This window comes from Aquimarina macrocephali, from assembly GCF_051627225.1.
GTDB classification, from domain to species: Bacteria; Bacteroidota; Bacteroidia; order Flavobacteriales; family Flavobacteriaceae; genus Aquimarina; species Aquimarina macrocephali.
Genome location: NZ_CP151795.1, coordinates 2268901 through 2281462, shown reverse-complemented (window position 1 = coordinate 2281462; position 12562 = coordinate 2268901). Strand labels below are relative to the sequence as shown.

General features: G+C 32.8%; 11 protein-coding genes. 3 read left to right on the top strand and 8 right to left on the bottom strand.

The genetic code is table 11. The features are described 5' to 3' along the window. Positions 1–126: 126 nt before the first annotated feature. The 7 genes from AAFU52_RS10205 to hemB all read right to left on the bottom strand — a co-directional run bounded on the left by AAFU52_RS10205 (position 127) and on the right by hemB (position 4706). Positions 127–603 (bottom strand): methylated-DNA--[protein]-cysteine S-methyltransferase, encoded by a 477-nt coding sequence (locus tag AAFU52_RS10205; protein WP_024769618.1) that lies wholly within the window; start codon positions 601–603, stop codon positions 127–129. Then, positions 603–1676 (bottom strand): CNNM domain-containing protein, encoded by a 1074-nt coding sequence (locus tag AAFU52_RS10200; RefSeq protein WP_438426341.1) that lies wholly within the window; start codon positions 1674–1676, stop codon positions 603–605. Before AAFU52_RS10200 ends, AAFU52_RS10205 begins: the two co-directional genes overlap by 1 nt. 51 nt (positions 1677–1727) lie before the next feature. After that, the gene (locus AAFU52_RS10195; protein ID WP_438426340.1) at positions 1728–2285 is read right to left on the bottom strand and encodes a hypothetical protein; all 558 of its coding nucleotides are present in this window, start codon (positions 2283–2285) and stop codon (positions 1728–1730) included. 6 nt (positions 2286–2291) lie between these two features. Continuing rightward, a complete protein-coding gene (locus AAFU52_RS10190; RefSeq protein WP_438426339.1) occupies positions 2292–2762 on the bottom strand; it encodes a DinB family protein in 471 nt (156 codons plus the stop codon). 45 nt (positions 2763–2807) lie between these two features. Beyond that, a complete protein-coding gene (locus tag AAFU52_RS10185; protein WP_438426338.1) occupies positions 2808–3209 on the bottom strand; it encodes a c-type cytochrome in 402 nt (133 codons plus the stop codon). A 41-nt stretch (positions 3210–3250) separates the two neighbouring features. Beyond that, the gene (locus AAFU52_RS10180; protein WP_024769622.1) at positions 3251–3637 is read right to left on the bottom strand and encodes a TerB family tellurite resistance protein; all 387 of its coding nucleotides are present in this window, start codon (positions 3635–3637) and stop codon (positions 3251–3253) included. Between the two features lie 94 nt (positions 3638–3731). Next, entirely contained in the window at positions 3732–4706 is a 975-nt protein-coding gene (gene hemB / locus AAFU52_RS10175; RefSeq protein ID WP_438426337.1) for a porphobilinogen synthase, read from the bottom strand. Positions 4707–5007: 301 nt separating this feature from the next. Between hemB and AAFU52_RS10170 the strand changes: the two genes are divergently transcribed. The 3 genes from AAFU52_RS10170 to AAFU52_RS10160 all read left to right on the top strand — a co-directional run bounded on the left by AAFU52_RS10170 (position 5008) and on the right by AAFU52_RS10160 (position 11502). Continuing rightward, positions 5008–5892, top strand: a complete 885-nt coding sequence (locus tag AAFU52_RS10170) for an ABC transporter ATP-binding protein (protein WP_438426336.1) — start codon at positions 5008–5010, stop codon at positions 5890–5892. Then, a complete protein-coding gene (locus tag AAFU52_RS10165) occupies positions 5889–9491 on the top strand; it encodes a M1 family aminopeptidase (RefSeq protein WP_438426335.1) in 3603 nt (1200 codons plus the stop codon). The genes AAFU52_RS10170 and AAFU52_RS10165 overlap by 4 nt, the downstream gene beginning before the upstream one ends. Positions 9492–9972: 481 nt before the next feature. Then, on the top strand, positions 9973–11502 hold the full coding sequence (locus AAFU52_RS10160; protein ID WP_024769626.1) for a carboxypeptidase-like regulatory domain-containing protein: 1530 nt from the start codon (positions 9973–9975) through the stop codon (positions 11500–11502). A gap of 321 nt (positions 11503–11823) precedes the next feature. Here the strand turns inward: AAFU52_RS10160 and AAFU52_RS10155 are convergent, their stop codons facing one another. After that, positions 11824–12486, bottom strand: a complete 663-nt coding sequence (locus AAFU52_RS10155) for an ABC transporter ATP-binding protein (RefSeq protein ID WP_024769627.1) — start codon at positions 12484–12486, stop codon at positions 11824–11826. Positions 12487–12562 lie beyond the last annotated feature (76 nt).

Genomic DNA, 12562 nt, shown 5'->3' with positions numbered 1-12562 from the left:
GTGCCAAAATTTGGTGATTCTATATTTATTATCATCGCAATCATTCAGAAAACAATAATAAGATATCTCAGTTTCATTTTTTGAAACTGGAAATTTTTAAAACAATAACTAAGTAATTTTATGTAATTAAAATAACGATTGTTGTTTTACAGGGTTTTCATGATCGAGCAACCATTTTTTCCTCCATAATCCACCTGCATAGCCTGTAAGTGATCCATCGCTACCAATAACTCGATGACAAGGCACAATGATCCATAATGGATTTTTACCATTAGCACTTGCTGCAGCTCGTATAGATTTTGGATCCCCAAGTCTCTTTGCAATATCAAGATAGGATACTGTTTTGCCAAAAGGAATTTTAAGTAATTCATCCCAAACTTTCTTCTGAAAATCAGTACCAGTTGGGTTCAAAATAAGGTCAAAATCGGTGCGTTGACCTTCAAAATATTCTTCGAGTTGGGAGACTGCTTTTTGTAAATATAAAGGAATATCTTTTGAAGGAGTGTTAGTAGACTCTTTGGTAACAGAAACGCTTGCAATACCATCTTCATCTCCTGATATAGTTGCAATACCTAAAGGGGTTTCTATATACACTTCATCCATTACTCTTCTTTTTTATCGTCTAAAATTCCAAGTCGTTTTGCGCGGTTTTCCCAATTCTTTCGAGCTAGAATTTGCATATCAGTTTCAGTATCGCTTTCATCTACTATCTCCAAGCCTAGTAATGTTTCTATAACGTCTTCCATGGTTACCAGTCCATTTACAGAACCATATTCATCAACTACCAAAGCTAAATGATTTTTGGACTGAATCAGTTCATTAAACAAATCCGGTATTGGTAAATTTCTTGTTGTAAAAAGTATAGGTCTTTTTATTTCTCCAATTTTTTTATGACCATTCTGATTTGCCATTTCTTTAAAAATATCATCCTTTAATACCTGACCCGTTATATTGTCTGCATTCTCTTTATAGACAGGTATTCTAGAAAAACGAAGATTTTGGTTTTCATTAAAAAACTCTTCAAGTGTTGTATCTTCCGAAGCAATTTTCATTACCGTTCTGGGAGTCATCACATCTTTAGTAAAAACCTCTTTAAAAGATAATAAGTTTTTAATAACCTTGGACTCCGACTCTTCAAAAACACCCTCCTCGTGGGCAATATCTGCCATAGCCGTAAAATCTTCTCTACTTAATACAGAGCCATGATGTCCTTTACCACCGATAAGCTTGGTTGCTAATTGTAATAGCCAAAGTATACCTGTCCATTTCAATGGCCATATCAAAATTTTAAGCGTTTTGGAAGTGAAATTAGCTAATTGCCTCCAATAGGTTGCTCCTATTGTTTTTGGAATAATCTCAGAAGCTACCAAAATTAATAGTGTCATTATACTCGAAACAATAAAAACACCATTGCCCTCATCTCCAAAAGCTTTTTTTGCCTCTACTCCAACCAAAATAGCTCCAACAGTATGTGCGATGGTATTAATTGTAAGAATTGCAATTAGTGGTTTATCAACATCTTTTTTTAATGTTTCAAGACTATTGGCATATGCTTTTCCTTCCTTTTTCTTGACATTGATAAAGGTTGGGGTTATACTAAGCAAAACCGCTTCTAGGATCGAACATAAAAACGAAAAGAAAATAGAAAGTACGGCGTAAATAATTAATAGAGTCATTGTGGTTTTCTTGAAAATGCTAAATTAACTAATTCCTTCTCTCTTTGCCATTTAATTTATGGAATAAATTTCTTTAAACATCATAAATTTGAATATTAAGAGTCCAATATAAAACAAAAGTAAAGGACTAATATTCAATATCATTCTATGATAATTTGAATTATTATACTTCAAAAACCCTTGAATTAAAATCTTAATAGTTAGTATCCAACTTAGATAATAGAGTATTTTCCAATCAAAATCCAGATCCTTAAAAAAAATTCTCTTAGAGAAGAAGATAATACTTAAGCTTAGGGTAATTGGTATTGAAGCATGAGATATTACTGCTTGTATATCAGCATAACTCCCATTGCCTTTTAACCACATATTTATTTTATGTAACCCTAAACTCATTAACACTCCAAAGAATACAAAAAGAGACGAAACAAATGTCATATCCCAAAAAGGGTTAATTAGAACAGTTTCTATGTCTAAATTCAAAAAATAGACAACCATTCCATAATAGAAGAAAAGAAATACACTTTTTATATTCAGATCTATTTCATCCTGATCATCTAAATACTCTAAGGCACGTTTTGTATTTAATAATATTAAAAAAATAGATTTCATAAACTCTTACCACCCCACATAACGTGGTGGTTCAATATTGTTTAAATTAAGATAAACAATGAGCTGCCCACGGTGATGAGTAACATGATCTTGTAATAGGTTAAGAATTTGAAGTTTTGATTTTCGGCCTGCAAAAAAATCAACCTCAAATTTCAGATCATCTTCATCGGTTTCCTGGACACGAGTATATACTTTATCAAATGCCTTGGTGAGTAAAGCGATGATTCCAGTTTTGGTTTCTGGCAGGTTTTCTTTTAATTTCTCTCTGTCAAATTCTTCTGAAGAAAAATATGTAGTTCCTAACCAGAGCATATTTCCACGAATGTGAAATAATTGTTCTTTAAAACTCATTTCCCGTTCGGTAGGTTTAAACCCAAATTTATCTTCTGGCATTTGCTCTGCAATTTTTAAAAGATAATCTTTAGAGTTTTTCCACTTTTCGAGAAAAGCGTTTTTTGGGGTGTCTTGTTGACCCATAATGGTACCAGAAATCAAAAAAAACAAATACTAAGAGTCTGTATATCATTCTGCTTTATTGGTATTTACTTCTGTCATATATATTTCTACGGCTTTGAGTTCTTCTTCGGTAAATGTTTTGATAATTGCAAAATTCGTCTTCATCACTGCAAAAGTTTCTGGATCTACAATTGGATCTGATTCTTGTTTTAAAAATGAGATCAAATCTTTATTTTGAGCTTTATAAACCTTCATAATTTCAATAACTCCAGGGCCGATAGACTTTTTATCAATCTTATGGCAAGTATAACATTTTCCTTTACCATTAAATATTTTCTTTCCCAGATCATAAGGAGAGGATTTCTCTTTTTTTGTTCCTATTTTAATATTAGAATTTTCCTTTTTTTCAGATTGACAGCTTGCACATAACAAGACTGCTGCCATGAGGAATAAGGCTATTTTTTGCATATAAATAATGAATAGTGTTACTAGTCTTTGGTTAGAAAAGACTACTTATATTTTTCTTTTATTTTCTCAATATCTTTTTTAAAACGCTCCAACAAATCTCTCGAGAAATTGGTAATCACTTTTTCTTCTTTTGGATCCATCCCTTCACTGGCATCTGCAATTTTGGCTAGTGCATACATCATAAATTCATATTCTTCATCAGGACCGTTATCAGAAAACACTTCGATTATCTTTTTATATAACGTTTCGACATCATTTTGATTCTCATTTTCGTAATCAAAAGACCACTTAATATCTTTTCCTTTTGGATGCCCTTTTAAAATATCCTCAAGTGTTTCGACTTCTTTCTTTTGTATAACTCCATCACTCATTGCAATTACATAAAGTAACTCTCCAAACGTCTGATATATCCTATCCCTACTGACCATAACTTATGATTTTTTGAATTTAACTGTTTAATTAAATTAGTGTTATACTAAGAATATACTTTACTCAAAAGACATCCATATTGAGTTTATATAATTAACCCAAAAGCTTCACCACATCTTTAGCAAAATAACTAGCAATAATTTGTGCTCCTGCTCTTTTAAAAGCCATTATTTGTTCTAGCATGACAGCATCATGATCTAACCATTCTTTTTCTGCAGCAGCTTTTAACATAGCATATTCACCACTCACCTGGTATACCGCAACAGGTACATCTACAACATCTCTGATATCTCTTACCAGATCAAGGTAACACAATCCTGGTTTTACCATCACTATATCTGCTCCTTCTTCGATATCCATAAGTGTTTCTTTGATTGCCTCATCTCGATTAGCAAAGTCCATCTGGTATGTCTTTTTATCTCCAAATCCAGGAGCAGAATCCAAGGCATCTCTAAAAGGACCATAAAAAGCAGAAGCATACTTGGCACTATAGCTCATAATACCAGTATTCTTATAGTTTTCTTTTTCGAGTAGTTCCCGCATACTTAAGATTCGTCCATCCATCATATCACTTGGTGCAACAAAATCCGCACCTGCCTGTGCATGTGATAATGACATTTCTGCCAAAACTTTACAGGTTTCATCATTAAGAATCTGCCCATCTTCTACAATACCATCATGGCCATATGATGAATAAGGATCCAGTGCTACGTCGGTCATCACTAACATTTCGGGAACCGCTTCTTTAACAGTTTTTATTGCGCGTTGCATTAATCCATCAGAATTTAATGCCTCTGTACCCTTATTGTCTTTAAGATGATCGGGTACTTTTACAAAAAGTAATACCGATTTTAATCCTAAAGACCATAGTTCTTTAACTTCGTTACCCAGTAAATCTAAACTATACCTATAGTAATCAGGCATAGAAGATATTTCTTCTTTTATACCTTTTCCTTCCACGATAAAAAGGGGAACCAAAAAATCATGAGGAGTAATTATGTTTTCTCTTACCAAAGAACGAATGGCATCATTTGTCCTTAATCTTCTGTTTCTACGAATTTGTTGCATTCTTAACTGTAAAATTTAATCTTGTAAAGATACTCATATATCTATTACCATCTGATCATTAATTATTAAGTACCTAAAGGTAATTTTACTTAAAAATATATCAAATCATGTAACAAAACCTTAACAAATCTTACTAATATTGAAATGAATTCATCCTGACTTTTGTTCTTTATTTTTAAGTAGAATAATCATAACCTCTTAATAAAGAGGGCATAAAATACTTAGGTAGTAAAATGATAAATTTGCAACCAATAAAGCAGCGCAGAAAGAGTTTAAAAATTTAACTAGGAAATATATAAGTATGCTTACCATAAAGAATCTTAATAAAATATATCCCAATGGGACACAAGCATTAAATGATGTTAATCTCACTTTGGAAAAAGGAATGTTTGGTCTGTTAGGGCCAAATGGTGCAGGAAAATCTACATTGATGAGAACCATCGCTACATTACAATTAGCAGATTCGGGAACGATTGATTTTGATGGGATTGATGTTTTTAAACAACCGGGAGAATTAAGAAAAATATTAGGATATCTACCACAGGATTTTGGAGTATACCCAAAGGTCTCTGCAGAGATGATGCTTAATCATATTGCAAAGGTAAAAGGTATTACCAATAGCCAGGAACGTAAAGGTTATGTTGCAGACTTACTAAATAAAGTAAATCTATATAAGTTTAGAAATCGCAATCTAGGTGATTTTTCGGGAGGAATGAGACAACGTTTTGGTATTGCTCAAGCTCTTTTAGGGAATCCAAAACTAATTATTGTTGATGAGCCTACAGCTGGACTGGATCCCCTGGAGCGTAACCGTTTTCATAACTTATTAAGCGAGTTGGGTGAGAATGCTGTTGTTATTTTGAGTACTCATATTGTAGATGATGTAACCAATTTATGCCAAAATATGGCTGTATTTAATGAAGGTAAAATTCTGGTACAAGGTAATCCACAGACATTGTCTGACACTCTAAACGGAAAAGTATATAGAAAACATATTGATAAATCTGAATTAGAAACTTTTGAAAACGAATTTACGGTACTGTCTAATTACTTAAGAGGAGGAGAATTTTATATAAATGTGTATAGTGACTCTAATCCTGGAGAAGGATTTGAAGCGGTAAATAATGATTTAGAAGATTTCTATTTCTACTGTATTAATAGAAAAAAACAGGAGGCAGCAATATGATAGAAATATTCTTATTCGAACTAAGGTACCGTTTAAAACGACCTGCTACTTGGATTTATGTGGCTCTAGGAATTATAATCGCAGGTTGCTGGGGTGCTTTAATACGATCCTCTACAGCTCAATTTGTAAACAGCCCCAGTACCATCGCAGAAATCATGGGATCTATATCCATTATCTGTATTTTCTTTTATGCTGCGATCATGGGGGTTCCTATCTTCAGAGATAAAGATCATAAGACAGCGCAAACCTATTTTACATTTCCGATTACTCAAAAATCATATGTTTTAGGTCGGTTTTTGGGTAGTTATGCTATTGTTACCCTACTCAACCTCTTTATCGTATTAGGAGCAATAATCGGATTTGGCATTGGTATATTTTTAGATCGCCCTGATTATGGCACTTATACCAGCTTTAATCTATCATCTTATCTTTTGCCTTTCATATTTTTATTGCAAATCAATTCATTTTTAATAGGATCGTTATTCTTCTGTCTAATGGCCTTTTTTAAGAAAATGCCTATCATCTATCTGGGTGGAATTTGCTTGTTTTTGTTATATAGTATTTCGGGTGATTTTGTAACAAGTCTGGATAACCAATGGTTAACACCTTACCTTGATCCTTTTGGAAACAGAGCCTTTACTTTTGTCAAAAAGTATTGGTCGATTAATGAATTAAACATCAATCAACTTCCTATATACGGTGAATTTTTACTGAATAGAATGTTCTGGTTAGCTATAGGCTCACTATTCTTTCTTATTACCCTTTTCAGGTTCGATTATAAGAAGTTTTTACTTTCTGGTAAAAAAGGAAATAAAATAGAAAAAGGGGAGTATACGCCTTCACTGATTAGTTCTATAACGCAAAATTTTACCAAAAAAACAGAGTGGAACAATCTTTTTTCTCTTAGTAAAATTGAATTTCTATCTATTTTTAAAAGCCCTGTTTTTATTATTCTACTGATTATAGGAGTTATCTTTTCTGTATTCAGTATTTATAATCTTAATGAAACCTATGGGACGCCGAATTTACCACTAACCCGATATGTAGTAATGTATATTAATGGGGTTATTTCATTCTTTTCTATAATAATATTAGTTATCTATTCGGGAGAAGCTGTTCATAGAACAAGAAAAAATAAAACCTTTGTTTTTTATGATGCGTTACCTATTAGTGATTCCAGTTTGTATTTTTCAAAAATAATATCGCTTATTGGTATTGCATTAGCTCTTACGATAGCAAATATCATCATTGGTATTTTGTTCCAAACCTTTAATGGTTATTTTCAGTATGATCTGGGTATGTATTTTATCTATAATTTTGCTCTTGTATTCCCTGGTTTTTTAATGACCATCTTACTCTCTTTCTTTGTCCATGTACTGGTGAATAATAAATTTTTGGGTCATTTTATAGTTATTATCATTTATTTTGGATTGCCTCTTTTTGTAGCACTTGCTTTTAAAAGTACCAATCCTATGTATATGTTTTCTGGTACTACACCAATTTTTCTAAGTGACCTTAATGGTTTTGGTCATTATCTTACAGGAATCACTTGGTTAAATATGTACTGGATTCTCTGTACTACGATCTTGATGATTATAGGAAAGGTATTCTGGACCCGTGGATTCTTTGCCACGGCCAAAGAACGGTTATCACTGGCAAAACAAAGATTCACTCCCAAAACCATAGGGATATTTGTAGTTACGATATTAGTATTTATATCTATTGCAGGGTATAATTATTATAACCTTAACGTGCTTAATAAGATGATCGACGGGAACCACTCGGAAAAGATAAATGCAGATGCCGAAAAAAAATATGCAAAATATATGGGCCAGGCTCACCCACAGGTAACTGATCTAAAAGCTTATATCGATATTTTTCCAGAAGACCGTAATATAAAAGCCAAAGGAGATTATAAAATCATAAACAATTACGATACTCCTATAGACACCTTATTGCTCGAAGTACAATATCCCGGTGCACATACCAATCTACAAAAAGTGATTTATAATGGCACTACACTTACACCTGTGGTTACAGATTCTGTATACAGAATGTACTTTTATAAGCTACCCAAAGCAATGCAACCCGATGAGAAAGCTGATCTTACCATAGAAGTATTTGCAGAAACCAAAGGTTTTGCCAATCACATGGAGGCCGAAATATTATATAATGGATCCTTTCTTAATAATTCTATATTTCCAAGGTTTCATTATGAACGTAGCCTGGTCGAAAATGGCGTGCGTGTAAAACATGGGCTAGAAAAACTCGATTATCTACTCCCTCCCCGAACAGATAGTCTGGCACTAAAGAAAAATCTGTTTAATGAAGATGCTAATTATATTAATTTTGAAGCTATACTAAGTACGTCTGCAGATCAAACTGCTTTGGCTCCAGGTAAATTGGTAAAACAATGGAAAGAAAATAACAGAGCCTATTATCATTATGCCTTAGAATCAAAGACCGATCTGTTTTTTAATGTCGTATCTGCACGATATGATGTAGAAAAATCCAGTTGGACTGCACCAAGCGGAAAAAAAGTGGATATTGAGATTTACCACTCTCCAAAACACAAACGTAATCTAGAGTATTTTATCAAAGGAGTTAAAGTAGCTCTAGATTACTGCTCAACCAATTTTTATGAGTATCCCAACTCGGTGATCAGGATTGTAGAATTTCCTGCACATTCGAATTTTGCACAATCTTTTGTAACTACTATCCCCTATTCTGAAGATTTTGGGTTTGCTGCTAATTTTGATAAGGCCGAAGATTTTAACTATGCATTTAGAGTTACTACTCACGAGGTAGCACACCAGTGGTGGGGGCACATTGTTACTCCTAGTAAAACATCTGGTGCTAATATTATTTCTGAAACCTTGGCAGAATATTCATCACTTATGACCATGAAGCATGAATATGGCGAAAACGGAATTAAAAATTTCCTTAAATATTCCTTAGATCGATATTTACAAAGTAGAGCTTTTAGTTTTAAGCCAGAACGATCTCTAATAAATGTAGAAACAGGACCACATATCTGGTATGAAAAAGGATCTATGGTGATGTATGAGCTTCAGGATCTTCTTGGTGAAGACAACGTAAATGAAGCTCTTAAAGGTTTTCTTAATGAGTATAGAGAGTATGAAAAAGGAGTTTATCCTACTTCAGAAAATCTATATGATGCCATTTATAAAATAGCTCCGGATTCCTTAAAATATGCTGTAGAAGATGGATTTACAAAAATAGTACTCTATGAAAATCGTGTTACTAGCGCTAAGACCAAAGCTTTAGATAACGGTAGATATGAAACCTCTTTTACTGTAGATTCAAAAAAAATCTACTATGATGATACTGGCAAAGAAGAACGTACCGATGACACCACGAATTATATCGAGATCGGATTATTTGGTGAAGATAGTGTTGACAAGCAGGAAGTTCCTCTTAAAACTCCATATTACTTAGAACGAAAATGGTTGAAACCCGGCGAAAATACGTTTACTATTGTTACCGATAAAAAGCCATTAAAAGCAGGTATCGATCCTTATAATAAATTAATCGACAGAAATTCTGGAGATAACTTAAGGCCGATAGAAGAAGAGTGATCTTTGGTATATCTGCTCATTTAAAATCACGATCGAGAAGCGCTGTCTTTATCGTGATTTTTTTATTTTCTACATAAAAAAATGATGCAGTATATACTGCATCATTTTTGTGTTTACTCTAAGTCCTTCGTTGACTTTGCAATTTTGACATCATAAATCTACGGTTTTACCATAATATATGCAAATTACGCTTAACATTTTTTTAAGAGATATCATATTCAAAATCATAGGTTGAACAACCTAATCCTTACTATACAAGCTTTTAGGGCTATACAACTAATGCTCTCACTAGGAATATTTCTATACTTAAAAAATCACAATCAAGATACTATTATCTTGATTGTGATTTTTTTAATTTGTAAATTCCTTTGTAACAATTAGTTCTTGTTTCAGTCTTCCTTTTATGATTGTATCAGGCAACTTTATACATTTATATTGCGTCTTATACATATAGGAACTTTACTGATCTAAATATCAAATTATGAACCATAATCAGGTAGTATTAGCTTTACTTTTATTCATATCCATAGGTACTATGGTAACTGCTCAAACCATTACTTCAAAGGTGGTGGATAAAAAAACTAATGAGCCTATTCCATATGCAACTATACAATTATCAGAAAATCATGGAGTTATCACTAATGAAGAAGGGAGATTTAGCTTAAATCTAAATGGTGATTTCGCTAAAATTGACTCTATTTATATTTCCTCTATGGGGTATGAAAAAGTAGGTGTATCGGTAAAGAATGCAACCGATAGTATCATTTATATTCAACCCAAAGCTATAGAGCTAAAAGGTGTTTTTATTTCAAATAAAAATCTAACCGTAGATGAGATTATTGATAACGTTAAAGAACGAGTAGATCAAAATTATAATTTTGATCTATCCAAAAGACGATTATTTTTTAGAGAATCTGAGTTTAATGCTGTAAAAAAATTCGATGTCAAATTTAAAAAATCGACGATCAAAGAGCTCAACAAGAAATTGATTGATAGCGTTATTTCTATTTTACCAAGAAAAGCTGAGTTTTATACAGAAGTTTTATGTGATCTATACGGTAATTTTGACAAGCAGAAACTTCATATCATCAAAGCCGCAGAACTCTATGACAAAAACAATAAAGTGTCTATGGAGGCTGTAGCCGAACGTATGGAGACTATATTTAAGAAAAATGTAAAACCCAATTCCTATCTGAAAATAAAATCCGGTTTATTTGGCACCAAGGTACAGGTAGATTCTCTGCTGGAAAATACAGAAGAAGCATCAATTGTTAAGGATGAAATTGATAATCAAAAGAAAAAAGACGACAAGAGTGAATTTTTAAACCATCGAAAATCCGGATTGGAAAGTTTGATGTCGAGTCTTTTCTTTAACGAAGATGCGATGTCTAATTTTTTGAACAAATCAGGCAGGTATAATTTCGAACTTATCGATTATACTTATATGGATGATAATAGTGTATATATTATTAATTTTTCGCCAAAATGGAGAGCAGACTTTAAAGGTACATTATATGTTAATACCGAAGATTTTGCTATTGTTAGAGCAGATTATGAGAATGTAAAAAACCTCAAAAGCTTTAAACTTCTAGGTGTTATGTTTCGAGATAATCTGTATCGTAACAAAGTGATTTTTTCTAAAGGACAAAATAATAAATATGATCTTAAATACCTCGAAATGCGTAGAGGGAATCTATTTGGCTTTGATCGCCCTCTAAAAGTAATTGAGAAAAATAAATTTGTTAAAGGACGACGTAAACAAAACGAGTTATCGTTAGCCCTGGATGTTATTATGACTAACATAAGTAAGTTTGAGATCGTCGTTTTTGACTCCAAACAACTATCAGAAGCTGATTATAAGTCCAGTACCGAAAACAAAAGTATTAAACCTCAATATCTATCTAAATACAATCCAGAATTCTGGAAAGGATATAATATCATAGAGCCAAATTCTGCAATACGACAATTTACAGTAACTCCCGAAGTAGATTCTGGATCAAGTTCAGAATGATAAGTCATTCCAGCACTTCAATAAATCCTGTCTAAACCTATCGAAGGGTTCAAGTTGTTTATAGACTCAGCATACGCTGAAATCCATAGACAACTCGATACTCTACTATAATTTAACGTGAGTTCTATGTAAGACAATTTGCCTCATTTTGAGTGATTTTCGGCAGAAAATTGTACTTCGATCAAGCTCAGCAGAGCGATCTAAGATAAGTACGTTTTTAATCAAAAGCCTTGTCATCCTGAGCTTCGTCGAAGGGTCGATACAATTTTTCTTCGTTTCACTATGAAAAACCACTCAAATTGACGCTTTTAATACGTTTTTTTACTCCATTTTACCGTCCAATAAGTTGATAACCCGAGAGCCATATGCCATATTCTTTTCAGAATGTGTCACTTGTATAATGGTCACCCCTTCTTTATTTAATTGTGTAAAAATTTCCATGATTTCTTCTCCCTGTTTAGAATTAAGATTCCCAGTAGGCTCATCTGCCAGAATTAATTTTGGACTAGCAATAAGTGCTCTGGCAACACCAACCAATTGTTGCTGTCCTCCACTTAACTGAGAAGGAAAAAGATCTTTTTTACCCACAATATTAAAGCGATCCAACATATCGGCCACCAAAGATTTTCGCTCTGATGAACTATGTTTTTTATATAATAATGGCATCTCCAGATTTTCTTTTACCGTTAATTCATCGATCAAATGATATGCCTGAAACACAAATCCTATATATTCTTTATACAGATTAGCGCGGTGTTTTTCTTTTAATGAATGTACCTTTTCTTCCAGAAACGTATATTCTCCTTCATTAAAATCATCCAACATTCCGATGATATTGAGTAAAGTAGATTTCCCGGACCCAGAAGGTCCCATGATAGAGATAAAATCCCCTTCATTTACCCAAAAATTAATGTCTTTTAACAAAAAGACTTTCTGTCCTCCTGAGTGTACCCATTTTGATACATTTTTTAGTTGTAATAGCATATTTTATTTTTTCAGTTTTTGTTATATGTTAATCCGGGTTTAAAATGGGTATCCAAAAAAATCTCGTTTTTCGTTT

Excerpts from the sequence above, each read along its gene's own strand:
- AAFU52_RS10205 (WP_024769618.1), bottom strand. The coding sequence starts at position 603 with ATGGATGAAGTGTATATAGAAACCCCTTTAGGTATTGCAACTATATCA.
- AAFU52_RS10200 (WP_438426341.1), bottom strand. The coding sequence starts at position 1,676 with ATGACTCTATTAATTATTTACGCCGTACTTTCTATTTTCTTTTCGTTT.
- AAFU52_RS10195 (WP_438426340.1), bottom strand. The coding sequence starts at position 2,285 with ATGAAATCTATTTTTTTAATATTATTAAATACAAAACGTGCCTTAGAG.
- AAFU52_RS10190 (WP_438426339.1), bottom strand. The coding sequence starts at position 2,762 with ATGGGTCAACAAGACACCCCAAAAAACGCTTTTCTCGAAAAGTGGAAA.
- AAFU52_RS10185 (WP_438426338.1), bottom strand. The coding sequence starts at position 3,209 with ATGCAAAAAATAGCCTTATTCCTCATGGCAGCAGTCTTGTTATGTGCA.
- AAFU52_RS10180 (WP_024769622.1), bottom strand. The coding sequence starts at position 3,637 with ATGGTCAGTAGGGATAGGATATATCAGACGTTTGGAGAGTTACTTTAT.
- hemB (WP_438426337.1), bottom strand. The coding sequence starts at position 4,706 with ATGCAACAAATTCGTAGAAACAGAAGATTAAGGACAAATGATGCCATT.
- AAFU52_RS10170 (WP_438426336.1), top strand. The coding sequence starts at position 5,008 with ATGCTTACCATAAAGAATCTTAATAAAATATATCCCAATGGGACACAA.
- AAFU52_RS10165 (WP_438426335.1), top strand. The coding sequence starts at position 5,889 with ATGATAGAAATATTCTTATTCGAACTAAGGTACCGTTTAAAACGACCT.
- AAFU52_RS10160 (WP_024769626.1), top strand. The coding sequence starts at position 9,973 with ATGAACCATAATCAGGTAGTATTAGCTTTACTTTTATTCATATCCATA.
- AAFU52_RS10155 (WP_024769627.1), bottom strand. The coding sequence starts at position 12,486 with ATGCTATTACAACTAAAAAATGTATCAAAATGGGTACACTCAGGAGGA.